The 25,122-nt window shown below is 72.6% G+C and carries 26 protein-coding genes; 20 read left to right on the top strand and 6 right to left on the bottom strand.

The window, feature by feature from the left end; genetic code table 11:
• Positions 1-310 (top strand): transposase (locus DRV84_RS11265; protein ID WP_205026735.1); only part of this gene is annotated, 310 nt, incomplete at its 5' end.
• A gap of 41 nt (positions 311-351) precedes the next feature.
• Positions 352-1,545, top strand: a complete 1,194-nt coding sequence (gene kynU / locus DRV84_RS11260) for a kynureninase (protein WP_115980639.1) — start codon at positions 352-354, stop codon at positions 1,543-1,545.
• A gap of 20 nt (positions 1,546-1,565) precedes the next feature.
• On the opposite strand, the gene DRV84_RS11255 is transcribed toward kynU, so the two are convergent.
• The 4 genes from DRV84_RS11255 to moaA all read right to left on the bottom strand — a co-directional run bounded on the left by DRV84_RS11255 (position 1,566) and on the right by moaA (position 4,612).
• Positions 1,566-1,970: a DoxX family protein gene (locus DRV84_RS11255; protein WP_115980636.1), complete on the bottom strand. Its 405-nt coding sequence runs from the start codon at positions 1,968-1,970 to the stop codon at positions 1,566-1,568.
• 94 nt (positions 1,971-2,064) lie between these two features.
• Complete coding sequence (locus DRV84_RS11250) at positions 2,065-2,622, bottom strand: flavodoxin domain-containing protein (RefSeq protein ID WP_115980633.1); 558 nt, start codon at positions 2,620-2,622, stop codon at positions 2,065-2,067.
• 14 nt (positions 2,623-2,636) lie between these two features.
• On the bottom strand, positions 2,637-3,416 hold the full coding sequence (locus DRV84_RS11245; protein ID WP_115980631.1) for a gamma-glutamyl-gamma-aminobutyrate hydrolase family protein: 780 nt from the start codon (positions 3,414-3,416) through the stop codon (positions 2,637-2,639).
• Positions 3,417-3,604: 188 nt separating this feature from the next.
• Positions 3,605-4,612 carry a GTP 3',8-cyclase MoaA gene (gene moaA, locus DRV84_RS11240; protein WP_115980628.1) on the bottom strand — a complete coding sequence of 336 codons (1,008 nt, stop codon included), beginning with the start codon at positions 4,610-4,612 and terminating at the stop codon, positions 3,605-3,607.
• Between the two features lie 296 nt (positions 4,613-4,908).
• On the opposite strand from moaA, the gene DRV84_RS11235 reads away from it, so the two are divergent.
• Positions 4,909-5,370 (top strand): YbhB/YbcL family Raf kinase inhibitor-like protein, encoded by a 462-nt coding sequence (locus DRV84_RS11235; protein WP_115980625.1) that lies wholly within the window; start codon positions 4,909-4,911, stop codon positions 5,368-5,370.
• Positions 5,371-5,506: 136 nt separating this feature from the next.
• Positions 5,507-8,212 (top strand): cation-translocating P-type ATPase, encoded by a 2,706-nt coding sequence (locus DRV84_RS11230; protein ID WP_147298855.1) that lies wholly within the window; start codon positions 5,507-5,509, stop codon positions 8,210-8,212.
• Positions 8,213-8,222: 10 nt separating this feature from the next.
• Here DRV84_RS11230 and glmS read toward each other — a convergent pair whose 3' ends face one another.
• Both glmS and glmU read right to left on the bottom strand, forming a co-directional pair.
• On the bottom strand, positions 8,223-10,043 hold the full coding sequence (glmS, locus tag DRV84_RS11225; protein WP_115980619.1) for a glutamine--fructose-6-phosphate transaminase (isomerizing): 1,821 nt from the start codon (positions 10,041-10,043) through the stop codon (positions 8,223-8,225).
• Between the two features lie 2 nt (positions 10,044-10,045).
• Positions 10,046-11,395 (bottom strand): bifunctional UDP-N-acetylglucosamine diphosphorylase/glucosamine-1-phosphate N-acetyltransferase GlmU, encoded by a 1,350-nt coding sequence (glmU, locus tag DRV84_RS11220; RefSeq protein ID WP_115980617.1) that lies wholly within the window; start codon positions 11,393-11,395, stop codon positions 10,046-10,048.
• Between the two features lie 114 nt (positions 11,396-11,509).
• Here glmU and DRV84_RS11215 point away from each other — a divergent pair, with 114 nt between their 5' ends.
• The 16 genes from DRV84_RS11215 (at position 11,510) to DRV84_RS11140 (ending at position 25,113) form a co-directional block, all read left to right on the top strand.
• Positions 11,510-12,172 (top strand): HAD-IA family hydrolase, encoded by a 663-nt coding sequence (locus tag DRV84_RS11215; RefSeq protein WP_115980614.1) that lies wholly within the window; start codon positions 11,510-11,512, stop codon positions 12,170-12,172.
• Positions 12,173-12,210: 38 nt separating this feature from the next.
• On the top strand, positions 12,211-13,428 hold the full coding sequence (locus tag DRV84_RS11210; protein WP_115980612.1) for a DegT/DnrJ/EryC1/StrS family aminotransferase: 1,218 nt from the start codon (positions 12,211-12,213) through the stop codon (positions 13,426-13,428).
• 59 nt (positions 13,429-13,487) lie between these two features.
• Positions 13,488-14,651, top strand: a complete 1,164-nt coding sequence (locus tag DRV84_RS11205; protein WP_115980609.1) for an isovaleryl-CoA dehydrogenase — start codon at positions 13,488-13,490, stop codon at positions 14,649-14,651.
• Positions 14,652-14,684: 33 nt separating this feature from the next.
• Positions 14,685-15,197: a lysozyme inhibitor LprI family protein gene (locus tag DRV84_RS11200; RefSeq protein WP_115980606.1), complete on the top strand. Its 513-nt coding sequence runs from the start codon at positions 14,685-14,687 to the stop codon at positions 15,195-15,197.
• A gap of 350 nt (positions 15,198-15,547) precedes the next feature.
• Complete coding sequence (locus DRV84_RS11195; protein ID WP_115980603.1) at positions 15,548-15,859, top strand: hypothetical protein; 312 nt, start codon at positions 15,548-15,550, stop codon at positions 15,857-15,859.
• Positions 15,860-15,929: 70 nt separating this feature from the next.
• On the top strand, positions 15,930-17,534 hold the full coding sequence (locus tag DRV84_RS11190) for a carboxyl transferase domain-containing protein (RefSeq protein WP_115980601.1): 1,605 nt from the start codon (positions 15,930-15,932) through the stop codon (positions 17,532-17,534).
• Between the two features lie 136 nt (positions 17,535-17,670).
• The gene (locus DRV84_RS11185; protein WP_115980598.1) at positions 17,671-19,611 is read left to right on the top strand and encodes an ATP-binding protein; all 1,941 of its coding nucleotides are present in this window, start codon (positions 17,671-17,673) and stop codon (positions 19,609-19,611) included.
• Complete coding sequence (locus DRV84_RS11180) at positions 19,604-20,458, top strand: hydroxymethylglutaryl-CoA lyase (protein WP_115980595.1); 855 nt, start codon at positions 19,604-19,606, stop codon at positions 20,456-20,458. The genes DRV84_RS11185 and DRV84_RS11180 overlap by 8 nt, the downstream gene beginning before the upstream one ends.
• Before the next feature lie 58 nt (positions 20,459-20,516).
• Positions 20,517-21,311, top strand: a complete 795-nt coding sequence (locus tag DRV84_RS11175; protein WP_115980592.1) for a crotonase/enoyl-CoA hydratase family protein — start codon at positions 20,517-20,519, stop codon at positions 21,309-21,311.
• Positions 21,308-21,694, top strand: coding sequence for a hypothetical protein (locus tag DRV84_RS11170; protein WP_115980589.1), 387 nt, complete (start codon positions 21,308-21,310; stop codon positions 21,692-21,694). Before DRV84_RS11175 ends, DRV84_RS11170 begins: the two co-directional genes overlap by 4 nt.
• Before the next feature lie 173 nt (positions 21,695-21,867).
• Entirely contained in the window at positions 21,868-22,233 is a 366-nt protein-coding gene (locus DRV84_RS11165) for an NADH-quinone oxidoreductase subunit A (protein WP_115980586.1), read from the top strand.
• The gene (locus DRV84_RS11160) at positions 22,224-22,772 is read left to right on the top strand and encodes a NuoB/complex I 20 kDa subunit family protein (RefSeq protein WP_115980584.1); all 549 of its coding nucleotides are present in this window, start codon (positions 22,224-22,226) and stop codon (positions 22,770-22,772) included. The genes DRV84_RS11165 and DRV84_RS11160 overlap by 10 nt, the downstream gene beginning before the upstream one ends.
• A gap of 16 nt (positions 22,773-22,788) precedes the next feature.
• On the top strand, positions 22,789-23,415 hold the full coding sequence (locus tag DRV84_RS11155) for an NADH-quinone oxidoreductase subunit C (RefSeq protein WP_115980581.1): 627 nt from the start codon (positions 22,789-22,791) through the stop codon (positions 23,413-23,415).
• Positions 23,412-23,612, top strand: coding sequence for a hypothetical protein (locus DRV84_RS11150; protein ID WP_337957856.1), 201 nt, complete (start codon positions 23,412-23,414; stop codon positions 23,610-23,612). The genes DRV84_RS11155 and DRV84_RS11150 overlap by 4 nt, the downstream gene beginning before the upstream one ends.
• On the top strand, positions 23,612-24,829 hold the full coding sequence (locus tag DRV84_RS11145) for an NADH-quinone oxidoreductase subunit D (RefSeq protein WP_115980647.1): 1,218 nt from the start codon (positions 23,612-23,614) through the stop codon (positions 24,827-24,829). Before DRV84_RS11150 ends, DRV84_RS11145 begins: the two co-directional genes overlap by 1 nt.
• On the top strand, positions 24,826-25,113 hold the full coding sequence (locus DRV84_RS11140) for a hypothetical protein (RefSeq protein WP_115980578.1): 288 nt from the start codon (positions 24,826-24,828) through the stop codon (positions 25,111-25,113). Before DRV84_RS11145 ends, DRV84_RS11140 begins: the two co-directional genes overlap by 4 nt.
• Positions 25,114-25,122 lie beyond the last annotated feature (9 nt).

The raw sequence follows: 25,122 nt of genomic DNA, 5'->3' as shown, positions 1-25,122 counted from the left end.
TGCGAAGGGCGCCTTGGCCCTGCTGAGTGCCCTGCCGCCGGCCAAACGGCTGCTGGCCGACAGGGGCTACGACGCCGACTGGTTCTGCCACGCCCTTGACGACAAGGGCATTGCGGCCTGCATCCCGGCACGCCGCGGACGGAAGAAGCCCGCGAAGCACGACGCCACGCTCTACAAGCAACGCCACCGGATCGAGAACCTGTTCGCCCGTCTGAAGGACTGGCGCCGAATCGCAACCCGCTACGACAAATGCGGCGAGCTGTTCCTGTCAGCCATCTGCATCGCCTTGACGGTCGTCTATTGGTTGTGAGTCCTGACCGTAGCCTGCGAGCCCGAGCGAGGAGAGCCAGCATGACCGATTTCGCCGCCACCAAGGCCCGGTTCCACCTGCCCGAGGGGATGATCTATCTCGACGGCAATTCCCTCGGCCCGCTGCCGAAGGATGCGCCGGCGCGGATGGACGCGGTCCTGCGCGAGGAATGGGGCGAGATGCTCGTGACCGGCTGGAACCGCGCGGGCTGGATGGAGCGGCCGCGCGCCGTGGGCGACCGCATCGCCCGGCTGATCGGCGCCGAGGCGGGCCACGTCGTCATGGGCGACACGCTTTCGATCAAGGTCTATCAGGCGCTCGCCGCCGCGCTCGAGATGCGCCCCGACCGGCGGGTGATCCTCTCCGACAGCGGGAATTTTCCCTCCGATCTCTACATGGCCGAGGGGCTGACGGAGATGCTCGGCGACGGCCACGAGCTGCGCGTCGTGGAGCCCGGAACCCTCGCCGATCACCTGACCGAGGAGGTCGCCGTCACCCTCGTCACCGAGGTGGACTACCGCACCGGGCGGCTGCACGACATGGCCGCGCTCACGCGGGCGGCGCACGCCGTCGGCGCGCTCACGGTCTGGGATCTCGCCCATACCGCCGGCGCCACGGACGTCGACGTCGCGGGTTGCGGCGCCGATTTCGCCGTCGGCTGCACCTACAAGTACCTGAACGGCGGACCCGGCGCGCCGGCCTTCATCTACGTCGCGCCGCGCCACGCCGACCGGGTCAAGCCCGCGCTCGCCGGCTGGCTCGGCCACGCCGCGCCCTTCGCTTTCGAACAGAGCTACCGCCCCGCGGAGGGCGTCGAGCGGATGCGGGTCGGCACGCCGCCCGTCCTCGCGCTCGCCGCGCTGGAGGCCGCGCTCGACGTCTGGGAGATGACCGACATGGCCGCGGTGCGCGCGCGCTCGCTCGAGCTCACCGGGCTCTTCATCGAGGAGGTGGAGGCGCGCTGCCCCGAGCTCGTGCTCGCCACGCCCCGCGCGCCGGCCGAGCGCGGCAGCCAGGTCTCCTTCCGCTTCCACGAGGGCTACGCCGCGATGCAGGCGCTCATCGCCCGCGGCGTGATCGGCGACTTCCGCGCGCCGGACATCATGCGCTTCGGTATCACGCCGCTCTTCATCGACGAGGACGACATCCGCCGCGCCGCCGGGGTCGTCGGCGAGGTGATCGGCGGCCGGATCTGGGACGATCCGGCCTACCGGCAGCGGAGCCGCGTCACCTGAGACGCGGCCCCGCGACAGGCTCAGCCCGCCCGCCGGTCGAGCGAGAGCGGCCCGGCGCCGAAGGCCACCAGCATCCCCATGCCGCCGGCGATGGCGAGGTTCTTGAGGAAGTGGTTGATGTCGTTCTGCCCGCCCATGCCCTCGGCGGCGAGACCGGGCAGCAGGTGAAAGATCAGCCCCGAGAGGATCGAGAAGCCGCCCAGCAGCACCGCCCAGAGGCGCACGCGCCACCCGAGCAGCAGCGCCAGCCCGCCGCCGACCTCCAGCAGGATCACCAGCGGCAGAAGCGCGCCGGGCACGCCCATCGCGTCCATGTAGCCCTGCACCCCGGCGTAGCCGCCGATCTTCTGCACCCCCGCGATCAGGAAGATCGCGGCGAGGAAAACGCGCCCCACCGGCGCGGCGTAGTGTGTCGTCTCGGTCATGTCGTCGCTCCTGTCGTCCGTGGCGGCCCATCCCGCCTTCCGCGACAGAAGATGGATGGCGCGCTCGCGCGCGCCATCCCGACATCCGCAAGCCTCATGTGCGCGAGCGCGCAGAAACCTCGCCCAGTTCCTCGGCCCATCCGTCGCAGAGCGCGCCGAGCGCGGCCCAGTCGGTGTATTCGCGGTCCTGCCCGGGATCGACCGTCTCGCCCTTCTGCGCCGCGATGTGGCGCATCGCCCAACGGCGGAAGAAATCGTACTGCGTGAAGCGGAAGGCGCCGGCCACCTGCACGATGCGCCCGGGCCGCCAGCCGGCCTCCGCGCAGAACGCCCGCGCGATGCGGTCGATCTCGGCCAGTTCCTCGGGGTCCGTCCCGGCCGCGCAGAGCGAGACCTGCAGAAAGAGCGTGGGCCGCGCGTTCAGCGCCGCGGCGTGATCGGCGGCGAAGGCTGCGAGATCGGCCTGCACCCGCCCCATGTGGACCGAGCCCGCCAGCACGGCGGCCTCCACCGAGGTCCAGTCGATCTCCTCCGCGTCGGCCACGGCGAGCAGTTCCACGCCATGCCCGCGCCCCGCCAGCCGGTGCGCGACGAAGCGCGCGACGCGCCGGGTCTGACCCTCGGTCGTGGCGTAGACGACGAGGATCGCCACCGCCGCCGTCCCGGTCAGGCGCGCGCGGCCACCGGCGCGGCGCCCCGCGCGGTCGCGAAGGCGCGCACCGCGTCGCCGAAGGCCTCGAACAGCGGCCGCGAGACCGGGTCGTTCGCCGCGTCGTACTCCGGGTGCCACTGCACGGCGAGCGTGAAGCCCGGCGCGCCGGCGACATAGGCCGCCTCGGGCGTGCCGTCCTCGGCCCAGCCGTCGACGACGAAGCGCTGCCCGGGCCGCTTCACGCCCTGCCCGTGGAGCGTGTTGGTCATCACCTCGCGCGCGCCCATCAGCCGGTGAAAGACGCCGCCGTCGGTGAAGCTCACCTTGTGGCGCAGCGCGAACTTCTCCTCGAGCGTGCCGTCGGGCGGCATGCGGTGGTTCATCCGCCCCGGCAGCTCGCGGATCTCGGGATGAAGCGCGCCGCCCATGGCGACGTTGACCTCCTGAAAGCCCCGGCACACCCCGAGGAAGGGTTGCCCCCGCGCCACGCAGGCCCGCACCAGAGGCAGCGCGATCGCGTCGCGCGCCCGGTCGAAGGCGCCGTGCTTCTCGGTCTCGGCCTCGCCGTATTCCTCCGGGTGCACGTTCGGCCGCCCGCCGGTCAGCAGGAAGCCGTCGCAAGCCTCGAGCAACTCCTCGACCGACACGATCGAGGGGTCCGACGGGATCACGAGCGGCAGGCAGCCCGCCACCTCGCTCACCGCCTGCGAGTTCATCGTCCCGCCCGCATGGGTCGGATACTGGTCGTTGACCAGATGCTGGTTCCCGATGATTCCCACGACCGGCCGCGCCATATCCGTCCCCGCCCTGTTCCAACCACCAAGATAGAATGATCGCCGCCCGGCGCAAAGCCCCACCCGCGGAAGGCCCCCGGCGCCGTCGCGCCGCGCAGTCCATCATCTTGGCCCAAATACTCTCCGGGGGTGAATTGGCCGCCAGGCCAAGAGGGGGGCGGACAGCCCCCCTGACCGCGCCGGCGGCGTCAGCCGCCGGTGTGGCTCATGTGGCGCGAGACCTGCCCGTCCGCGCGCTGGCGCGAATAGTCGAAGTCGTGCCCCTTGGGCTTGCGGTCGATCGCCTCGCGGATCGCGGCCTCGAGCGGGGCGTCGGTGTCGGGATGGTTGCGCAGCGGCGCGCGCAGGTCGGCCCTGTCCTCCTGCCCGAGGCACATGAAGAGCTCGCCGGTGCAGGTCACGCGGACACGGTTGCAGCTTTCGCAGAAATTATGCGTGAGCGGCGTGATGAAGCCGATGCGCTGGCCCGTCTCCTCGAGGCGGACGTAGCGCGCGGGCCCCCCCGTGCGCTCGTCGGTGTCGGTGAGCGTGTAGCGCTCGGCGAGCCGCGCGCGCAGGTCCGAGAGCGCCCAGTACTGGCCCACCCGGTCCTCGTTGCCGAGATCGCCCATCGGCATGACCTCGATCCAGGTGAGGTCCATGTCGTGCGCCGCGCACCATTCGGTGAGCTCGAAGAGTTCCTCCTCGTTGAAGCCCTTGAGCGCGACCGCGTTGATCTTGACCCTGAGCCCCGCCTCGCGCGCCGCGCGGATGCCGTCGAGCACCTGCGGCAGGCGGCCCCAGCGGGTGACGCGGGCGAATTTCTCCTCGTCGAGCGTGTCGAGCGAGACGTTCACCCGGCGCACGCCGGCAGCGTAGAGCTGATCGGCGAAGCGGGCGAGCTGCGAGCCGTTCGTCGTGAGCGTCAGCTCCTTCAGCGCGCCGGACTCGAGGTGCCGGCCCATCCCCTCGAAGAAGGTCATGATGCCCTTGCGCACCAGCGGCTCGCCGCCGGTGATGCGCAGCTTCTCGACGCCGAGGCGCACGAAATTCGTGCAGAGCCGGTCGAGCTCCTCCAGCGTCAGGAGCTCCGTCTTGGGCAGGAAGGTCATGTTCTCCGCCATGCAGTAGACGCAGCGGAAATCGCAGCGATCGGTGACGGAAACCCGCAGGTAGCGGATGGCGCGCTGGAAGGGATCGACGAGCGGTGCGGTCATGTGCCGCAATCTAGGCTCCGCGCCTCCGCCGAGCAAGGGCCGTCGCGCGCGATGCAGGGCACGGACGGTCGATCCGACGCCAGCCGGCGAGAGAGAACCCGGCAGGCCCGCTCGACGGGGCGGAGGCGCCCCCGGCGCCCCGGCGTGGCCGCGCCGCGGGAACCGCGGCGGGGGGCGGCGCACTGATCCCGCGGGGCGGCCGCGCGGCCTGCGCGCCGACAATGACGTGGCGGGCCGCACTGGGCGAAACCCGGGGCGCCGCCCCCCGCGACGGCGACGGATGCAAGGAGGTCACGATGCTCGCGCTCACCAGTCCGGATTTCGGCTCCGGCGAAACCATTCCCGCGCGCTTCACCTGCGACGGCGAGAACCTCTCGCCGGCGCTCCGCTGGACGGGCCTGCCCGAGGGGACGCGCGCGCTCCTCCTCGTCTGCGACGACCCGGACGCGCCCGGCGGCACCTTTCGCCACTGGGCCGCCTGGGGCATGGACCCGGCGGCGGGCGGGCTCGCGGCGGGCTACGGTCCCGCGACGCTCGAGCCCGTTTTCCGTCAGGCGATCAACGATTTCGGCAAACCGGGCTACGCCGGCCCCTGTCCGCCCGCGAACGATGCGCCGCACGCCTATCACTTCCGCCTGAGCGCGCTCGCCGAGCCCATCGCGGGCGCCGCGCCGGACGCCACCTGCGAGGAGGTCGCGGCGCTCGCCCGGCCGCATGTGATCGAGTTCGCGGAACTCGTCGGGGTCTACGGGCGCTGAGCGCCCGCGACGACGCGGCGTCCCCAGGGTGAAGGAGACCGGCGATGCAACGCCCCGAGACCCGCGCCCGGCGCGGCGGCGACGGCGCGCGGAGGACGCAGCGGTGAGCGCCGCGCGCCCGGACGATGACGCGCGCATGACGGGGGCGGGAGCGACCGACGGGGCGCCCGCCTACCGCCGCCCGGCCCGCGAGGTCTGCGCGGCGCAACGGGTAGACCCGGCCGAGGGGCTCAGCGCGCGGGAGGCCGCGCGCCGGCGCGACCGGCACGGGCCCAATCGGCTCGATGCAGCGGAGCGCAAGAGCACCTGGCGCATCCTCGTCGATCAGTTCCGCAGCCTGATCTTCGCGCTCCTCTTCGCCGCCGCCGCGGCCTCGCTCCTCCTCGGCGAGACGGTGCAGGCGGCGGCGATCCTCGTCGCGATCCTGATCAACGGCGCCATCGGCTTCGCCACCGAGCTGCGCGCGACCCGCTCGATGGAGGCGCTGCGCGCGCTCGAACGCGTCGCCGCCCGCGTGCGCCGCGACGGCGCGGACACGGAGATCGACGCGGTCGATCTGGTGCCCGGCGACATCGTGCGCCTCGCGGCCGGGGACGTGGTGCCGGCCGATCTGCGCCTCGTCGAGGCCGGGCGCCTGCGCATCGACCAGTCCGCGCTCACCGGCGAATCGGTGCCGCAGGGCAAGACCGCCGAGGCGCTGGCGGCCGAGGCGCCGCTCGCCGACCGCAGCGACATGGCCTACAAGGGCACCTCCGTGGCGCAGGGCGAGGGGCTCGGCGTCGTGGTGGCCACCGGCACGGCGACCGAGCTCGGCCGCATCTCGGACCTCGCCGCGGGCGCCGAGAGCGCGGAGACGCCGCTCGAGAAACGGCTCGACCGGCTGGCGCGGCGGCTTCTGGTGGTGATCCTGATCGTCTCGGCGGTCACGGCGGCGATCGGCGTGGCGAGCGGGCGCGAGATGCTCCTGATGGTCGAGACCGGCGTCGCCCTCGTCGTCGCCGCGGTGCCCGAGGGGCTGCCGATCGTGGCCAGCGTCGCGCTCGCGCGGGGCATGTGGCGGCTGGCGCGGCGCGACGCGCTGGTCGAGCGTCTCTCGGCGGTCGAGACGCTGGGCGCGACCAACGTCATCTGCACCGACAAGACCGGCACGCTGACGGAAAACCGCATGACCCTCGCCCGGATGGCGCTCGACGGCGGCACGGTGGAGGCGGCGGGCGAGGCGGAGGGCGACGCAGAGGCGCCCTTCACCCGCGAGGGCGAGACCGTCGAGCCGCAGGAGCACGCCGGCCTGCGCCGCGCGCTGGAGGTGGGCGCGCTCTGCAACGCCGCGACGCGCGACGCGGGCGACGGCGCGCCGCAGGGCGACCCGATGGAGATTGCGCTCCTCGAGGGGGCGGCGCGCGCCGGGCTCGCGCGGGAGACGCTCACCGAGGCGCAGCCGGAGGCGCGGCGCGTGCCCTTCGAGCCGGACGTGCGCATGATGGCGAGCTTTCACGAGACGGACGACGGCCTGCGCGTCGCCGTGAAGGGCGCGCCCGAGGCGGTGCTCGCGGCCTGTTCCCATGTCCTGCGTGACGGCGCGGCGGAGGCGCTCGACGAGGCGGCGCGCGACGACTGGGCCGCGCGCAACGAGGCGCTCGCCGCCGAGGGGCTGCGCGCGCTCGCCCTCGCCGAAAAGACGGTGACCGACGCGGAGGCCGCGCCCTACGAGGGGCTCACGCTGATCGGGCTCGTCGGCCTGCTCGATCCCCCGCGCGCGGCGGTGCGCGACGCGGTGCGCGCCACCCGCGCGGCGGGCATCCAGCCGGTGATGGTCACCGGCGATCAGCCGAGCACCGCCCGTGCCATCGCCGAGGCGGTGGGCCTCGTCGACGCGGCCGCCGACGCGGAGGTCGTCCTCGGCTCGGAGATGCCGGCCCCCGAGGACATGTCAGAGGACGAGCGCGCGCGGCTTCTCGCCACGCCGATCTTCGCGCGCGTCGATCCGGAACAGAAGCTCGACCTGATCCGCCTCTATCAGGACGCGGGCCGCGTCGTGGCGATGACGGGCGACGGCGTCAACGACGCGCCCGCGCTCGAGAAGGCCGACATCGGCGTGGCGATGGGCCGGCGCGGCACCGAGGTCGCGCGCGAGGCCGCCGACATGATCCTGCGCGACGACAGCTTCGCCAGCATCGTCGCCGCGATCCGGCAGGGCCGCACGATCTTCGGCAACATTCGCAAGTTCGTGATCTACATGCTCTCGGGCAACACGGGCGAGATCTTCGCCGTCTCGGTCGTGGCGCTGATGAACGCGCCGCTGCCGCTGCTGCCCCTGCAGATCCTCTACATCAACATCGTCTCCGACGTCTTCCCGGCGCTCGCGCTCGGCGTGGGCGAGAGCCGGGCGGACGTGATGAAACGCCCGCCCCGCGACCCGCGCGAGCCGATCCTGACGCGCCGCCACTGGTCGGCGATCGGCGGCTACGGCGCGGTGATCGGGCTCTCGGTGCTCGCGGTGTTCTGGCTCGCCTTCCGGATGGGCATGAGCGCCGAGGAGGCGGTCACGATCTCCTTCCTCGCCTTCGGCTTCGCCCGGCTCTGGCACGTCTTCAACATGCGCGACGCCGACGCGCCGGTCCTGCGCAACGAGGTGACGACGAACCGCTACGTCTGGATCGCGCTCGGGGTGGGCATCGCGCTCCTGCTGGGCGCGGTCTGGCTGCCGGGGCTCGGCGGGGTGCTGAGCCTCGTCGCGCCGAGCGCGGCGGGCTGGGCGCTGATCGCCGCCGGCAGCCTCGTGCCGCTCGTCGTGGGGCAGACCGCCAAGGCGCCGGCGCTGCGCCGGCGCGCCCGGCGCTGACGGGCGCGGCTCACTCCACCGTCACCGACTTGGCGAGGTTGCGCGGCTGGTCCACGTCCGTCCCCTTCGCCACCGCCGTGTGATAGGCCAGAAGCTGCGCGGGCACGGCGTAGAGGATCGGCGTCAGCATCGGGTCGGCCGTGGGCAGCACGATGCGGCGCCAGACGGTCTCGCCCGCGGCCTCCGCGCCGGCGGCGTCGGTGATCAGCAGCACCTCGCCGCCGCGGGCCATGACCTCCTGCATGTTGGAGACGGTCTTGTCGAAGAGCGCGTCGCGCGGCGCCATGACCACCACCGGCACGGTGTTGTCCACGAGCGCGATGGGGCCGTGCTTCAGTTCGCCTGATGCGTAAGCTTCGGCGTGTATATAGCTGATTTCCTTGAGTTTCAGCGCGCCTTCGAGCGCGAGCGGGAACATCACGCCGCGCCCCAGAAAGAGCACGTCGCGCGCCTCGGCGACCTCGGCGGCGGCGCTCTTCAGCGGGCCGTCGGTCTCGAGCGCGGCGGTGACGAGCGCGGGCAGCGTGCGCAGCGCCGAGAGCCGGTCGGCGAGCGCGGCGGCGTCGAGCGCGCCGCGCGCCTCGGCCGCGCGCAGCGCCATCAGCAAAAGCACCGAAAGCTGCGCGGTGAAGGCCTTGGTCGAGGCGACGCCGATCTCGGGCCCGGCGTGGATCTGCAGGTCGAGATCCGCCTCCCGCGCGATCGAGCTTTCCTCGACGTTGGTGACCGAGACGATCTGCGCCGCGCGGCCCTGCACGTAGCGCAGCGCGGCGAGCGTGTCGGCCGTCTCGCCCGACTGGCTGACGAAGACGGCGAGCGTTCCGGGCGCGACGGGCGGCTCGCGGTAGCGGAACTCCGAGGCGATATCGACCTCCGCCGGGATGCCCGCGATCTGTTCCAGCCAGTATTTCGCCGTCAGGCAGGCGTAATAGGCGGTGCCGCAGGCCACCAGCAGCACGCGCTCCGCGCGCGCGACGTCCAGCGCCGCGGGCAGGGCGAGCGCCGCGCCGCTCTCGCCGAGATAGGCGTCGAGCACCGCCGCGATGGCGCGCGGCTGCTCGGCGATCTCCTTGGACATGAAGTGCTTGTGCCCGGCCTTGTCGAGCCGCGCGACCTCGGCGCGCACGGTGCGCGCCGGGCGGGTCACCCGGCGGCCCTCGGCGTCCGCGATCTCGGCGCCCGCGCGGCGGATCACGGCGCGGTCGCCCTCCTCGAGATAGGTGAGCCGGTCGGTCAGCGGCGCCAGCGCGATGGCGTCGGAGCCCACGAACATCTCCCCCTCGCCCCAGCCGATGGCGAGCGGGCTGCCGCGGCGCGCGGCGACCATGAGATCCTCCTCGCCCTCGAAGAGGAAGAGCAGCGCGAAGGCGCCCTCGAGCCGGGCGAGCGTCGCGTCGGCGGCGGCGACCGGGTCGAGTCCCTGCGCGATGTGGCGCGCGGTCAGATGCGCGATGGTCTCGGTGTCGGTCTCGGTGGCGAAGTCCGCGCCGTCGTCCGCCAGCTCGGCGCGCAGGTCGCGGAAGTTCTCGATGATGCCGTTGTGCACGACGGCGACCGGCCCGGCCCGATGGGGGTGGGCGTTCGTCTCGTTCGGCGCGCCGTGGGTGGCCCAGCGGGTGTGCCCGATGCCGATCTTGCCGGCGAGCGGCGCGTGCACGAGCCGGTCGGAGAGATTGACGAGCTTGCCGACCGCACGGCGCCGCTCCAGCCGGCCGGCGTTGACCGTGGCGATGCCGGCGCTGTCGTAGCCGCGGTATTCGAGCCGCCCGAGCGCCTCCACGAGCATCGGCGCGACCTCGTGGGCACCGATCAGACCGACGATTCCGCACATGGTTACCTGTCCTTCGTCTTGCCTGCGCGCTCGCGCAGCATCTGCATCAGCCGCGCGGCGAGGCCCGGCTTGGTGACCTGCCGCGCCCGGCCGAGGGCGAGCGCGGCGTCGGGCACGTCCTCGGTGATGACGGAGCCCGAGCCGGTCATCGCGCCCGCGCCGACGCGCACCGGCGCGACAAGCATGGTGTCCGAGCCGATGAAGGCGCCCGCGCCGATCTCGGTGCGGTGCTTGGCGACGCCGTCGTAGTTGCAGGTCACCGTCCCCGCGCCGAGGTTCGCGCCTGCGCCAACGGCGGCGTCGCCCACGTAGCTCAGGTGGTTGACCTTCGCGCCCTCGTCGAGCGTGGCGCTCTTCACCTCGACGAAATTGCCGACGCGGACCTCTTCGCCCAGTTCCGCGCCGGGGCGCAGCCGCGCGTAGGGCCCCACGACCGCCCCGCGCGAGACATGGGCGCCCTCCAGGTGGCTGAAGGCGCGGATCGTCGCGCCCGTTTCGACGGTCACGCCGGGGCCGAAGACGACATGCGGCTCGACAGTCGCGTCGCGCCCGATCACCGTGTCGTGGGCGAAGAACACCGTCTCCGGCGCGGTCAGCGTCACGCCCGTCTCGAGCGCGGCGGCGCGCGCGCGGGCCTGAAAGGCGGTCTCGGCGGCGGCGAGATCGGCGCGGGAATTGACGCCGAGCATCTCCTCCTCGGCGCCACGCACCACCGTCGCGCGCGCGCCCTCGGCCCGGGCGAGCGCGACCACGTCGGTCAGGTAGTATTCCCCGCTCGCCGCCGCCGGCTCCAGCCGGTCGAGCAGCGGAAAGAGCAGCGGCGCCGGCGCGGCGAGCACGCCGGAATTGCAGAGCCCGATGGCGCGCTCGCCCGCGTCGGCGTCCTTCCATTCGACGATGCGGAGGAGATCCTCGCCCTCGGTCACGAGCCGACCGTAGCGCGCGGGATCGGCGGGCTCGAAGCCGAGGACGACCACCTCCGCCTCCGCCCGCGCGGCGCTCATCGCCTCGAGCGTCGCGGGCCGGACGAAGGGCGTGTCGCCGTAAAGCACCACCACGTCGCCCTCGAAGCCCTGCAGGAAGGGCGCGGCCTGCGCGACGGCGTGCCCGGTGCCGAGGCGCTCGGCCTGCACGGCGATGCCCGCCTCGGGCCACTCCTCGTGCGCGGCGGCGGCGACGTCCTCCATGCCGGGGCCGGTGACGACGACGACCCGCTCGGGCGCGAGGGCGAGGCCCGCGCGCAGCGCATGCGCGATCAGCGGCGCGCCGCCCACCTCGTGCAGCACCTTGGGCCGGTCGGAGCGCATCCGCGTGCCCATGCCGGCCGCGAGAATCACCAGTGCCGTCGCCATCCTGCCCCTCGGTTTCGCTTTGCCTCCGCGCACTCCCCGTATTACCGAAGGGCAGGGCGCTCGCAAGGTCGCGCCCCTTCACCAAGGATGTCGGGCTGTAACAGGAGCGTGGGCGTGCGCACGGTGATCTTCGACCTCGACGGCACGCTCGCCGACACGAGCGGCGACCTGATCGCCGCGGCGAACGCCTGTTTCCGCGCGATGGGCGCGGGCGACGTCCTCGACCCGCTGCGCGACGCGGGCACCGCCTTCCACGGCGGGCGCGCGATGCTGCGCCTCGGGTTCGCGCGCCTCGGGCGGGCGGCGGACGAGGCCGCCGTCGACCGGCATTACGACGATCTGCTCGCGGCTTACGAGCGGGCGATCGACGTGCACACCGTCCTCTATCCCGGCGCGCTCGAGGCGGTGGGCGCGCTATCGGAGGCGGGCTTTCGCGTCGGTATCTGCACCAACAAGCCCGAGCCGCTGGCCGAGCTGCTGACCGCGCGGCTCGGCGTGCGCGACGCCTTCGCCTCGCTCGTGGGCGCGGGCGTCCTGCCGCGCAAGCCCGACGCGGCGCCCTTCGTCGAGGCGGTGCGCCGCGCGGGCGGCGACCCGGCGCGCGCGCTTCTCGTGGGCGACACGGAGACGGATTTCCGCACCGCCCGCGCGGCCGGGGTCCCCGCGGTGCTCGTCACCTTCGGCCCGGAGGGCGAGCGCGTCGCGGCGCTCGGACCGGAGGCGGCGATCGGCCATTTCGACGAATTGCCGGAGGTGGCGACGCGGCTGTTGCCCTGAGCGTTGACGCGAGGGCGCCCAGCGGCCATTGACGACACATGAGCGCGCGTTTCACCGGCAGCTTCACCCAGCAGGAGCCGATCCCCGAAGAGGGGATCGCGGCGGCCGTGGAGGCCATGCGCCACGGGCGGCTCCATCGCTACAACCTCGTCCCCGGCGAGACGGGGGAGGTGGCGCTCCTCGAGGAGGAGTTCGCCGCCTTCACCGGCGCGCGCTACTGCCTCGCCGTCGCCTCGGGCGGCTACGCCATGGCGACCGCGCTGCGCGCCGCGGGCGTGGGGCCGGGCGACGCGGTGCTCTCCAACGCCTTCACGCTCGCCCCCGTGCCCGGCGCCATCGCGAGCCTCAGCGCGCATCCCGTGCACGTGGGCGTGACCGAGGCGCTGACCATCGACCTCGACGATCTCGCGGCGAAGGCCGATCGCGCGCGCGTCCTGCTGCTGAGCCACATGCGCGGGCACATCGCGGACATGGACCGGCTCATGGCGATCTGCGACGCGGCCGGCGTCACGGTGATCGAGGATTGCGCGCACACCATGGGGGCGGCGTGGCGCGGCGTGCCGTCCGGGCGGCACGGGGTAGCGGGCTGCTACTCGACGCAGACCTACAAGCACATGAACTCGGGCGAGGGCGGACTGATCGTCACCGACGACGCGGAGCTCGCCGCGCGGATGATCCTGCTCTCGGGCTCCTACATGTTCTACGACCGCCACGGCGCGGCGCCGCCGCCGGAGGCCTTCGAGCGGCTGAAATGGGAGGTGCCGAACGTCTCGGGGCGGATGGACGACCTGCGCGCGGCGGTCCTGCGCCCGCAGCTCCGCACGCTCGCGGCGCGCTGCGACGCCTGGACCGAGCGCTACCGCGCGGTCGAGGCGGGCCTGCGCGGCACGCCCGGCCTGACGCTGATCGACCGGCCGGAGGCGGAGCGCTTCGTGGGCTCCTCGTTCCAGTTCCTCCTCCTCGACTGGCCGGCGGAGGCGGTGGCCGAGGTCGTCGCGCGTGCGGCCGCGCGCGGCGTCGAGCTCAAGTGGTTCGGCGAGGCCGTTCCGCGCGGCTACACCTCGCGCTACGACGCGTGGCGCTTCGCGCCGGCCGAGGCGATGCCCGCGACGGACCGGGTGCTCGCCGGGCTGCTCGACATGCGGCTGCCGCTGACCTTCAGCCTCGAGGATTGCGCGCTCATCGCCCGCATCCTGCGCGCGGAGATCGGCGCGGTCGCCGCGCGCGGGGCGCCGGCGGACCAGCGCCGCGCTTGACCGGACGTCCCGCCGCCGTGTATTGAACACCTGTTCAATTCTGGAGGAGGAGAGCGGCGATGTTCATGGGCTCCATGCGCTTCGACCTCGGCGAGGACGTCGATGCGCTGCGCGAGACGGTGCACCGCTGGGCGCAGGAGCGGGTCAAGCCGCTCGCGGACCAGATCGACCGGGAGAACGACTTTCCCGCCGCGCTCTGGCGCGAGATGGGGGATCTCGGCCTTCTCGGCATCACCGTGGGAGAGGAGCACGGCGGCGCCGACATGGGCTATCTGGCGCACACGGTCGCGGTGGAGGAGATCGCGCGCGCCTCGGCCTCGGTGAGCCTCTCTTACGGCGCGCATTCCAACCTCTGCGTCAACCAGATCAAGCTCAACGGGACCGAGGCGCAGAAGGCGAAATACCTGCCCCGCCTCGTTTCGGGCGAGCATGTCGGCGCGCTCGCCATGTCGGAGGCGAGGGCGGGCTCCGACGTGGTGGGCATGAAGCTCGCCGCCGAGCGGCGCAACGACCATTACCGCCTGAACGGCACGAAATACTGGATCACCAACGGCCCCGACGCCGACGTTCTGGTGGTCTACGCCAAGACCGACCCGGATGCGGGGTCCAAGGGGATCACCGCCTTCCTGATCGAGAAGGAGATGGCGGGCTTCTCCACCAGCCCGCATTTCGACAAGCTCGGCATGCGCGGCTCGAACACCGCCGAACTGATCTTCGAGGACGTCGAGGTACCCTTCGAGAACGTGCTCGGCGAAGAGGGGCGCGGCGTGCAGGTGCTGATGTCGGGCCTCGACTACGAGCGCGTCGTGCTCTCGGGGATCGGCACGGGCATCATGGCCGCCTGCCTCGACGAGATCATGCCCTACATGCGCGACCGCACGCAGTTCGGCCAGCCCATCGGCAGCTTCCAGCTGATGCAGGGCAAGATGGCCGACATGTACACCAAGATGAACTCGGCCCGCGCCTACGTCTACGAGGTGGCCAAGGCCTGCGACCGCGGCGAGGTCACGCGTCAGGATGCCGCGGCCTGCGTTCTCTACGCCAGCGAGGAGGCGATGGTGGTCGCGCACCAGGCCGTGCAGGCCATGGGAGGGGCCGGATTCCTCAACGATTCCCCGGTTTCGCGCATCTTCCGGGACGCCAAGCTGATGGAGATCGGGGCCGGCACCTCCGAGATCCGGCGCATGCTGGTGGGGCGTGAACTTCTGAATGCTATGATGTAACAGAACGGCGGATCAACACGATGGAGACACGTGATGCGATTGGCCGTTCTGACCGCTGCCGTGGGCCTGGCGCTTTCGGGCGCCGCCGCGGCGCAGGATATCGATTTCGACATTCAGCCGACGCTCGACTGCATCGAGGAGGCGCCGCGCTCGGATCATCGCCCGATCTGCGTGGGCGAGGCGGCGCAGGCCTGCGTCCGGCGCCTGCGCGGCGCGGGGCCGGTCGATATCTCGCTCTGCATGGAGCAGGAGACGCGCTACTGGGCGCGCCGGATGGAGACCGCGCTCGACGCGATGGAGGAGAAGGCGAAGGCGGCGGACGAGGCCTTCGCCAAGACCGAGATGGCCGAGAAGGTGCCCTTCGAGCTCACCGAGGATCTCGCGCTGATGCAGACCGCCTGGGAAGACTGGCGCGAGAAGCGCTGCGCCTTCGAGGCGATGCTGCACCGCGGCACGCCCGACGCCTCGCTCGCCGCGGCGTGGTGCATGGTGCGCCGCACCGGCGCGCAGGCGCTCTTTCTGGAGCGCGCGGTGGCGCAGGACTGACCGCGCCGGGCCGCCGCCGTGCGGCGGCGGCCTGAGATGGCCGCGTTCCGGGACACCGGGCGCACGGCGCGGGGCCGGTGTGGCCCTCGTGTGACATCCGGCGCGGTCGCGCGGCCGGGCGGTGAGGCGCGGCGGCGGGGCGCGTCGGCCTGTGCGCGCGGTGCGGAGCGGTCGCGGGGCCCCGGCGGCGGGAAGCGCGGGCTGACTGAGTCACCGGCACCCGGATTTCCGGATGATCGCGCGGCGACCGGTGCCGGTCGGTGCCGCCGGGGGCTCCGCGCCACCATGGCGCCTCGGGACGTCCGGCGGGCTACGCCCGCGACGCGCCGGCGCGGCGGAGGAGGGCGGCCATGCCCCGCGGCGCGGTGATCTCGCTCGGGGTGTTCCTCGCGCTCGTGGGGGCGCTGGGCCTGCGGCTCGGCTGGCTCGCCGCGACGCTGGACGAGTCGGCGCTCATCGACCGCTACGCCGCGGCCTACGTCGCCGGCGGCGGCGCGCGCTCGGAGTGTCACGCCGAACCGGGGGCCGGGCCGCTCGCGCGGCTGCGCGTCGTCTGCGCGCCGCCGGACCGGCCCGCCGCGCGCCACGTCTGGACCGTCGCGCCCTGGGGCCAGCTTCTGAGCGTGGACCGCCCCGGCGACGGCGGGGGAGACGCGGCATGAACCGTGCGCATCCGGCGGGCCGGGCGCCTGCGCGCGGCGGGGCGCCGGCGCGAACGAGGGAGGGGAAGCGATGAAGATCGACTCGCGGGTTCTGACCGGCGCGGAGGGGTTTCAGGCCAACCGCGCCGCGCATCTGGCGCTGCTCGACGAGGTGCGCGCAGCCGCCGAGGCGGCGGCCGCGGGCGGCGGCGCGCGCGCCCGGGCGCGTCACGAGGCGCGCGGCAAGATGGCCCCGCGCGAACGGGTGGCCAACCTCCTCGATCCCGGTTCGCCCTTCCTCGAGGTGGGCGCGACGGCGGCGCACGGCATGTACGACGGCGCGGCGCCCTGCGCCGGCGTGATCGCGGGCGTCGGGCGCATCCACGGACTCGACTGCATGGTGATCTGCAACGACGCCACGGTGAAGGGCGGCACCTACTTCCCGATGACCGTCAAGAAGCACCTGCGCGCGCAGGAGATCGCGGAAGAGAACCACCTGCCCTGCGTCTATCTCGTGGATTCGGGGGGCGCGAACCTGCCGCAGCAGGACGAGGTCTTCCCCGACCGCGACCACTTCGGGCGCATCTTCTACAATCAGGCGAACATGTCGGCGAAGGGCATCCCGCAGATCGCCGTGGTCATGGGCTCCTGCACCGCGGGCGGCGCCTATGTCCCCGCGATGTCCGACGTCACCATCATCGTGCGCGAGCAGGGGACGATCTTCCTCGCCGGTCCGCCGCTCGTGAAGGCCGCGACGGGCGAGGTGGTGAGCGCCGAGGATCTCGGCGGCGGCGACGTGCACACGCGGCTCTCGGGCGTGGCGGATTACCTCGCCGAGGACGACGGCCACGCGCTGGCGCTCGCCCGCCGCGCGGTCGCCGGGCTCAACCGCCGCGCGCCCGAGACGGTCGTCTGGGAGACGCCCGAGCCGCCCGCCTACGACCCCGAGGAGATCCTCGGCGTGGTGCCCGCCGACCTGAAGACTCCTTACGACATCCGCGAGGTGATCGCGCGGATCGTGGACGGCTCGCGCCTCGACGAGTTCAAGCCGCGCTTCGGCGAGACGCTGGTGACCGGCTTCGCCCATGTCGCGGGCTGCCCGGTGGGCATCATTGCCAACAACGGGGTGCTGTTCAGCGAGGCCGCGCAGAAGGGCGCCCATTTCGTCGAGCTTTGCTCGCAGCGGAAGGTGCCGCTGGTTTTCCTGCAGAACATCACCGGCTTCATGGTGGGCCGGCGCTACGAGAACGAAGGCATCGCGCGCCACGGCGCGAAGATGGTCACGGCGGTCGCCACGACCCAGGTGCCCAAGATCACGCTTCTGGTCGGCGGCTCCTTCGGGGCGGGGAACTACGGCATGGCCGGACGGGCCTATTCCCCGCGCTTCCTATGGACATGGCCGAACAGCCGGATCAGCGTCATGGGCGGCGAACAGGCCGCCGGCGTGCTGGCCACCGTCAAGCGCGACGCGATGGAGCGCGCGGGCGAGGACTGGTCGGCCGAGGAGGAAGCCGCGTTCAAGCGCCCCACCATCGAGATGTTCGAGCGCCAGTCGCATCCGCTCTACGCCTCGGCGCGGCTCTGGGACGACGGGGTGGTGGACCCGCGCAAGAGCCGGGAGGTGCTCGCGCTCTCGCTGAAAGCCGCGCTCAACGCGCCCATCGAAGAGACACGCTTCGGCGTGTTCCGGATGTGAGGCGCCCGGGGGCCGCCGGAGGAGGGGGCTCTGCCCCCGTCGCGCGTGCCGCGCGACTCCCCCGGGATATTTTGACCAAGAAGAAGGAGCGGGGCGCCGCCGCGCCCCTTGGCTGCAGCATGGAGGGGAGGGCGCCGTGTTCGACAGCGTATTGATCGCCAATCGCGGCGAGATCGCCTGCCGCGTGATCGCGACGGCGCGGGCGATGGGGATGCGGAGCGTGGCCGTGCATTCCGACGCCGACGCGGGCGCGCGGCATGTGGCCATGGCGGATCGTGCGGTGCGGATCGGGCCGCCGCCGCCCGCGGAGAGCTACCTGCGCGGGGACGCGATCATCGAGGCGGCTCTTGCGACGGGCTGCGGCGCGATCCATCCGGGCTATGGCTTCCTGTCGGAGAACCCGGACTTCGTGGAGGCGGTGGAGGCCGCGGGGCTCACCTTCGTCGGGCCCTCGGCGGAGGCGATCCGGGCGATGGGGCTCAAGGACGCCGCGAAGGCGGCCATGGAGGCGGCCGGCGTGCCGGTCGTTCCCGGCTATCACGGCGAAAGCCAGGACGACGCGCATCTCTCCGGCGCGGCCGAGGCCATCGGCTATCCGGTGCTGATAAAGGCGGTCGCCGGGGGCGGCGGCAAGGGGATGCGCCGGGTGGACCGGCCGGAGGACTTCGCCGGCGCGCTCGCCTCGGCGCGGGCGGAGGCGCAGGGCGCCTTCGCCAACCCCGCGGTGCTCATCGAGAAGTTCGTGGCCAAGCCGCGCCACATCGAGGTGCAGGTCTTCGGCGACGGGGCGCGGGCCGTGCATCTCTTCGAGCGGGACTGCTCGCTCCAGCGCCGCCACCAGAAGGTGATCGAGGAGGCGCCCGCGCCCGGCATGACCGAGGAGATGCGCCACGCCATGGGCGAGGCCGCCGTGCGTGCGGCCGAGGCGATCGGCTACCGCGGCGCGGGGACGGTGGAGTTCATCGTGGACGCCTCCGAGGGGCTCCGGCCCAATCGTTTCTATTTCATGGAGATGAACACGCGGTTGCAGGTCGAGCATCCGGTCACGGAGGCGGTGACGGGCGTCGATCTCGTGGAATGGCAGTTCCGCGTGGCCGCGGGCGAGGCGTTGCCCGCGCGGCAGGAGGATCTGAGCCTCTCGGGCCACGCCTTCGAGGCGCGGCTCTACGCCGAGGACGTGGGCAAGGGCTTCCTGCCGGCGACGGGGCGGCTCTCGCATCTGGCCTTCCCGGCGGCGGCGCGGGCGGACACCGGCGTTCGGGCGGGCGACGCGATTACGCCGCATTACGACCCGATGATCGCGAAGCTGATCGTGCACGGGCCGACGCGCGACGTGGCGCTCGGCAAGCTCCGCCGCGCGCTGGACGAGACGCAGGTCGCGGGCACGGTCACCAATCTCGCCTTTCTCGGCGCGCTCGCGCGGCACGCGGGCTTCGCCGCGGGCGACGTGGACACCGGGCTCATCGACCGCGACCGCGCGGCGCTCGTCGCGGCGCCGGAGCCGGCGCCCGAGACGGTGGCGGAGGCGGCGCTCGCGGCTGCGGGGCTTCTCGAGGCGCGCGCGCCCGAGACGGGCTTCACCCTCTGGGCGCCGCTCCGGCGGCGGGTCGCGCTCGGCCGCGGCGAGGCGGAGATCGGGGTGCAGATCCGTGCCGAGGGACCGGACGCGCATGTCGTGGAGCTCGACGGGCGGGAGGTGCGCGCGGCGCGGCGCGACGGCCGCTGGCGCCTCGACGGGCGGCCGGCGGTGGGCGCGCATATGGGAGATGGCGTCGTCACCGTCTTCGCCGATCACGGGCAGTCCTTCGCGATCGTCGATCCGCTTGAGCGGGGTGCGGCGGCCCACGGCGCCGACGTGATCGAGGCGCCGATGCCGGGGCTCCTGCGCGAGGTGCTGGTCGCGCCGGGCGACAGGGTGGCGGAGGGCCAGCGCCTCGCCGTGCTGGAGGCGATGAAGATGGAGCACGCGCTGACCGCCTGGCGCGACGGCGTGGTGGCCGAGGTGCTGGCCGCGCCGGGCGGGCAGGTCGAGGCGGGCGCGGCGCTCATCCGGCTGGAGGAGGCGGGCGATGGCTGAGCGCGTCGAGATCTTCGAGGTGGGCCCGCGCGACGGGTTGCAGAACGAGGCGGCGGAGATCCCGACCGAGGCCAAGATCGCCTTCGTGGACTGCCTGAGCCGCGCGGGCTTCCGCCGGATCGAGGTGGCGAGTTTCGTGAACCCGAAGCGCGTGCCGCAGATGGCGGATTCGGGCGCCGTGCTCGCCGGCATCCGCCGCGCGCCGGGGGTCTCCTACGCGGCGCTGACGCCGAACATGACGGGCTTCGAGCGCGCGATCGCGGCGCGGGCGGACGAGATCGCGGTCTTCGCCTCCGCCTCGGAGGGGTTTTCGCGGGCCAACATCAACGCGACCGTGGACGAGAGCCTCGAACGGTTCCGCCCCGTGGTCGAGGCGGCGCGGGCCGCGGGGCTGCCGGTGCGCGGCTACGTCTCCTGCGTGACCGATTGCCCCTACGACGGGGCGGTGGCGCCTGGGGACGTGGCGCGGGTGGCCGGCGCGCTCTTCGCCATGGGCTGCTACGAGATCAGCCTCGGCGACACGATCGGGCAGGGCACGCCCGAGGGGGTGGCCGCGATGCTGGAGGCGGTGGCCGGCGTGGTGCCGCCCGCGCGCCTCGCCGGGCATTTCCACGACACCGCCGGGCGCGCGCTCGAGAACATCGAGGCGGCGCTGGACAAGGGGCTCCGCGTCTTCGACGCCGCGGCGGGGGGGCTCGGCGGCTGCCCCTTCGCGCCGGGGGCGGCGGGCAACGTGGCGACCGAGCGGGTGGCCGCGCGCCTCGCCGCGCTGGGCTACGTGACGGGGCTCGACATGGCCGTGCTGGAGGAGGCCGCGGCGATGGCGCACCGGCTGCGGTCGGGGTGAGGCAAGGCGTTTGCAAACGCCTTGCCCAAAATTCTTGCAAGAATTTTGGGGGCGCGGGATGAGCGACTTCGAGACGATCCGGATCGGGACCGACGCGCGGGGGGTGGCGACGCTCACGCTCGCGCGGGCGGAGAAGCACAACGCCATGTCCGCGCGCATGATCGCGGAGCTGACGGAGGCCGCGCGCCGGCTTGGCGGGGACGCGCGCGTGCGCGTCGTGGTGCTCGCCGCGGAGGGCCGGAGCTTCTGCGCCGGCGGCGATCTAGGCTGGATGCGCGAACAGATGGCGGCCGACCGCGCGACGCGCATCCGCGAGGCCACGAAGCTCGCCGAGATGCTTCTCGCCCTCGACCGGTTGCCGAAGCCGCTGATCGGGCGGGTGCAGGGCAACGCCTTCGGCGGCGGCGTCGGCCTCGCCGCGGTCTGCGACGTGGCGATCGGCGCGGAGAGCGTGAAGATGGGGCTCACCGAGACCCGCCTCGGCATCATCCCGGCGACCATCGGGCCCTATGTCGTCGCGCGCATGGGCGCGACGAAGGCGCGGCGCGTCTTCATGTCGGCGCGGGTCTTCGGCGCGGCGGAGGCCGAGCGGCTGGACCTGCTCGCCCGCGTCGTGCCGGAGGCCGATCTCGACGCGGCGGTGGAGCGGGAGGTCGCCCCCTATCTCTCCTGCGCGCCGGGCGCGGTGGCGGCGGCCAAGGCGCTGATCCGCAACGTCTCCACCCCGCCCGATGCGGCGATGATCCGCACGACGATCGAGGCGCTCGCCGACCGCTGGGAGACGGCGGAGGCCGACGAGGGCACCGCCGCCTTCTTCGCGAAGCGCGCGCCCGACTGGGCGCCGGAGGGGTGACCGCGCAGATCGCGCATCTCTACGCGCTGGGTTGTCTCGCCGGCGTCTTCTTCGAGATCGCGGTGATCGCCGGTCTGCCGCTCGGCGCCTTCACGCAGGGCGGGCGGCACCGGGGCGCGCTGCCGCGCCGCGCGCGGGCACTCGCCGCCGCGGGTATTCCGGTGCTGATCCTGCAGGCGCTCGCGATCCTCTCGGCGGCGGGCTTTCCGGGGCTCGGCTGGCCGCGCTGGACGGGCTGGGCGGCGCTGGCGCTCACGCTCGGGGAGGCGGCGCTCGCGCGGGTCTCGCCCTCGGGCGAGGAACGCGCGGTGCGGTTTCCGGTGGCGCTGGTCATGGCGGGGGGCGCGGGCTACGTCCTGGTTGTGACCGCGGGGCAGGGCTGACGCCGGGGCGGGCGGCGCGCGGCGCTTGACCCCGCCGGCATGCGGCCGCATACAGCGCGCGCCGCGGACCCCCGGCCCGGCGCCCTGCATTGACCGGACCGGGGGGCGAGCGTATCTCATGGGCGACCGCGGCCCGGCGCGGCGGACGCCCGAAGGCCGAAAGGAGCCGTCTCATGGACGACCTGCTCAGGGAATACGCCCCGATCCTGCTGCTTCTGGCGGTGGCGCTCGGGCTCGGGATCATCCTGATCCTCGCGGCGGTGGTCGTCGCCGTGCGCAACCCCGACCCCGAGAAGGTCTCGGCCTACGAATGCGGCTTCAACGCCTTCGACGACGCGCGGATGAAGTTCGACGTGCGCTTCTATCTCGTCTCGATCCTGTTCATCATCTTCGATCTCGAGATCGCCTTCCTCTTTCCCTGGGCGGTGGCCTTCTCGGAGATCTCGATGGCGGCCTTCTGGTCGATGATGGCCTTCCTCGCCGTGCTGACCGCGGGCTTCGCCTACGAATGGAAGAAGGGGGCCATGGAATGGCAGTGACGCCGAACACCGACACCGGCGCGGTCAACGCCGCCGGCCCCGATCCGGAGCACGCGACGCAGACCCTCAACCGCGAGCTTCAGGACAAGGGGTTCCTCGTCACCACGACCGAGGACCTGATCAACTGGGCGCGCACGGGCTCGCTGCACTGGATGACCTTCGGTCTGGCCTGCTGCGCGGTCGAGATGATGCACACCTCGATGCCGCGCTACGACGCCGAGCGCTTCGGAGTCGCGCCCCGCGCCAGCCCGCGGCAATCGGACGTGATGATCGTGGCCGGCACGCTCACGAACAAGATGGCGCCGGCGCTGCGCAAGGTCTACGACCAGATGCCGGAGCCGCGCTACGTGATCTCCATGGGCTCCTGCGCCAACGGCGGGGGCTATTATCACTACAGCTATTCGGTGGTGCGCGGCTGCGACCGGATCGTGCCGGTGGACATCTACGTGCCCGGCTGCCCGCCGACGGCGGAGGCGCTGCTCTACGGCGTGATGCAGCTTCAGCGCAAGATCCGCCGCACGGGCACCATCACGCGCTGAGACCCCGGAGGAGCTGATGACCGCAGAGGCCCAGACCGCCGCGCTCGAGGAGCTCGGCGCGCATATCGAGAGCCGGCGCCCGGATTGCGTCCTGTCGTGGAGCGTCACGCGCGGGGAGCTCTGCGTCTGCGTCGCGCCGGCGCGGATCGCCGGGTTCACGGAGTTCCTGAAGCAGGATTCGAGCTGCGGCTTCTCCACGCTGGTGGACATCACGGCGGTGGACTGGCCGGAGCGGCCGAAGCGTTTCGACGTGGTCTATCACCTTCTCTCGATGTATCAGAACCACCGCATCCGCCTGCGCGCGCCGGTCGACGAGGAGGAGCTCGTGCCGTCGATCACGCCGGTGCATCCCTCCGCCGGCTGGTTCGAGCGGGAGGTGTTCGACATGTTCGGCATCCTCTTCTCGGGGCACCCGGACCTGCGCCGCATCCTGACGGATTACGGCTTCCGCGGGCACCCGCTGCGCAAGGATTTCCCGACGACGGGCTACACCGAGGTGCGCTACGACGAGGCGGCGAAGCGGGTGGTCTACGAGCCCGTCAAGCTCGTGCAGGAATACCGGCAGTTCGACTTCATGAGCCCCTGGGAGGGCGCGCATTACGTCCTGCCGGGCGACGAGAAATCCGAGGAGAGCGCGCCATGATGGGCGGCGGTTACGGCATGGGTGGCGGCGGGCTGCTCTGGCTGATCGTGATCGGCGCGCTGGTGGTGATCCCCTTCTGGAAGCTGCTGCCGCGCTTCGGCATCCCGGCGTGGGTGTCGCTGGTCGCGATCATCCCGCTCGGGGCGCTGGTGCTCCTGTGGGTCATGGCGTTCAAGGATGACGGAGGCCGGGCATGATGGACGGCACGAAGCAGTTTGACGACGTCGAGACCGGCGAACAGCAGATCCGCAACTTCAACATCAACTTCGGCCCGCAACACCCTGCGGCGCACGGCGTTCTGCGGCTGGTGCTGGAGCTCGACGGCGAGATCGTCGAGCGGGTGGACCCGCACATCGGCCTGCTGCACCGCGGCACCGAGAAGCTGATGGAAAGCCGCACCTACCTGCAGAACCTGCCCTATTTCGACCGGCTCGATTACGTGGCGCCGATGAACCAGGAGCACGCCTGGTGCCTCGCCATCGAGCGGCTGGCGGGCGTCGAGGTGCCGCGCCGGGGGCAGCTCATCCGCGTGCTCTTCTGCGAGATCGGGCGCGTGCTGAACCATCTTCTCAACGTCACGACGCAGGCGATGGACGTCGGTGCGCTGACGCCGCCGCTCTGGGGCTTCGAGGAGCGCGAGAAGCTGATGGTCTTCTACGAGCGCGCCTGCGGGGCGCGGCTCCACGCGGCCTATTTCCGCCCCGGCGGCGTGCATCAGGACCTGCCGCCGCAGCTGATCGACGACATCGAGGCATGGGCGGACGCCTTCCCGTCCGTGCTCGACGACATCGACGGGCTGCTGACGGAGAACCGCATCTTCAAGCAGCGCAACGTCGACATCGGCGTGGTGACCGAGCAGGACATCCTCGACTGGGGCTTCTCGGGGCCGATGGTGCGCGGCTCCGGCCTCGCCTGGGACCTGCGGCGCGCGCAGCCCTACGAGTGCTACGACGAGTTCGACTTCCAGATTCCCGTCGGCAAGAACGGCGACTGCTACGATCGCTACCTCGTGCGGATGCAGGAGATGCGCGAGAGCGTGAAGATCATCCGGCAGGCGATCGCGAAGCTGCGCGAGGAGGGCCCGGGCGAGGTCATGGCGCGTGGCAAGATATCGCCGCCCGAGCGCGCCGAGATGAAGACCTCGATGGAGGCACTGATCCATCACTTCAAGCTCTACACCGAGGGCTTCCACGTCCCCGAGGGGGAAGTCTACGCCGCCGTCGAGGCGCCCAAGGGCGAGTTCGGCGTCTATCTCGTGGCCGACGGCACGAACCGGCCCTATCGCGCCAAGCTGCGCGCGCCGGGGTTCCTGCACTTGCAGGGCATGGAGCACATCACGCGGGGCCATCAGCTCGCCGACGTGGCGGCGATCATCGGCACGCTCGACGTCGTCTTCGGAGAGATCGACCGATGAGGCCCGCCGCCGCGGCGCTCGCCGCCCTGCCGCTCGCCTCCGCCTGCGCGCTGCCGCCCGAGGGCACGACGGAGGCGGATCGCGCGGCCTACGACGCCGCGGTGGCGAGCGTTGGCTGTACCCTCGCGGAAGAGGCCGACTATGCCCCGGTCGAGCTTCAGACCGGCCTCACCCGGCAGCAGATCATGGACATCTCGCGCTATCGCGTCGCGCAGGAGCGCGCGGTGCGCACGCCCGAGGGCGGCGTGCGCCTGACCGCCGGCCCCTGCGCCCCCGACGCCTGAGCGGCGCGC

Source organism: Rhodosalinus sediminis (genome assembly GCF_003385555.1).
Taxonomy (GTDB): domain Bacteria; phylum Pseudomonadota; class Alphaproteobacteria; order Rhodobacterales; family Rhodobacteraceae; genus Rhodosalinus; species Rhodosalinus sediminis.
This window is presented reverse-complemented; position numbering and strand designations above follow the sequence as displayed.

What these genes read in the sequence shown, in the direction of transcription:
- DRV84_RS11190 (WP_115980601.1), top strand. Translation starts at nt 15,930, where the DNA reads ATGAAGATCGACTCGCGGGTTCTGACCGGCGCGGAGGGGTTTCAGGCC.
- DRV84_RS11210 (WP_115980612.1), top strand. Translation starts at nt 12,211, where the DNA reads ATGAGCGCGCGTTTCACCGGCAGCTTCACCCAGCAGGAGCCGATCCCC.
- DRV84_RS11145 (WP_115980647.1), top strand. Translation starts at nt 23,612, where the DNA reads ATGGACGGCACGAAGCAGTTTGACGACGTCGAGACCGGCGAACAGCAG.
- kynU (WP_115980639.1), top strand. Translation starts at nt 352, where the DNA reads ATGACCGATTTCGCCGCCACCAAGGCCCGGTTCCACCTGCCCGAGGGG.
- DRV84_RS11180 (WP_115980595.1), top strand. Translation starts at nt 19,604, where the DNA reads ATGGCTGAGCGCGTCGAGATCTTCGAGGTGGGCCCGCGCGACGGGTTG.
- DRV84_RS11230 (WP_147298855.1), top strand. Translation starts at nt 5,507, where the DNA reads ATGACGGGGGCGGGAGCGACCGACGGGGCGCCCGCCTACCGCCGCCCG.
- DRV84_RS11235 (WP_115980625.1), top strand. Translation starts at nt 4,909, where the DNA reads ATGCTCGCGCTCACCAGTCCGGATTTCGGCTCCGGCGAAACCATTCCC.
- DRV84_RS11255 (WP_115980636.1), bottom strand. Translation starts at nt 1,970, where the DNA reads ATGACCGAGACGACACACTACGCCGCGCCGGTGGGGCGCGTTTTCCTC.
- glmS (WP_115980619.1), bottom strand. Translation starts at nt 10,043, where the DNA reads ATGTGCGGAATCGTCGGTCTGATCGGTGCCCACGAGGTCGCGCCGATG.
- DRV84_RS11140 (WP_115980578.1), top strand. Translation starts at nt 24,826, where the DNA reads ATGAGGCCCGCCGCCGCGGCGCTCGCCGCCCTGCCGCTCGCCTCCGCC.
- DRV84_RS11155 (WP_115980581.1), top strand. Translation starts at nt 22,789, where the DNA reads ATGACCGCAGAGGCCCAGACCGCCGCGCTCGAGGAGCTCGGCGCGCAT.
- DRV84_RS11205 (WP_115980609.1), top strand. Translation starts at nt 13,488, where the DNA reads ATGTTCATGGGCTCCATGCGCTTCGACCTCGGCGAGGACGTCGATGCG.
- DRV84_RS11160 (WP_115980584.1), top strand. Translation starts at nt 22,224, where the DNA reads ATGGCAGTGACGCCGAACACCGACACCGGCGCGGTCAACGCCGCCGGC.
- moaA (WP_115980628.1), bottom strand. Translation starts at nt 4,612, where the DNA reads ATGACCGCACCGCTCGTCGATCCCTTCCAGCGCGCCATCCGCTACCTG.
- DRV84_RS11200 (WP_115980606.1), top strand. Translation starts at nt 14,685, where the DNA reads ATGCGATTGGCCGTTCTGACCGCTGCCGTGGGCCTGGCGCTTTCGGGC.
- DRV84_RS11195 (WP_115980603.1), top strand. Translation starts at nt 15,548, where the DNA reads ATGCCCCGCGGCGCGGTGATCTCGCTCGGGGTGTTCCTCGCGCTCGTG.
- DRV84_RS11150 (WP_337957856.1), top strand. Translation starts at nt 23,412, where the DNA reads ATGATGGGCGGCGGTTACGGCATGGGTGGCGGCGGGCTGCTCTGGCTG.
- glmU (WP_115980617.1), bottom strand. Translation starts at nt 11,395, where the DNA reads ATGGCGACGGCACTGGTGATTCTCGCGGCCGGCATGGGCACGCGGATG.
- DRV84_RS11175 (WP_115980592.1), top strand. Translation starts at nt 20,517, where the DNA reads ATGAGCGACTTCGAGACGATCCGGATCGGGACCGACGCGCGGGGGGTG.
- DRV84_RS11165 (WP_115980586.1), top strand. Translation starts at nt 21,868, where the DNA reads ATGGACGACCTGCTCAGGGAATACGCCCCGATCCTGCTGCTTCTGGCG.
- DRV84_RS11245 (WP_115980631.1), bottom strand. Translation starts at nt 3,416, where the DNA reads ATGGCGCGGCCGGTCGTGGGAATCATCGGGAACCAGCATCTGGTCAAC.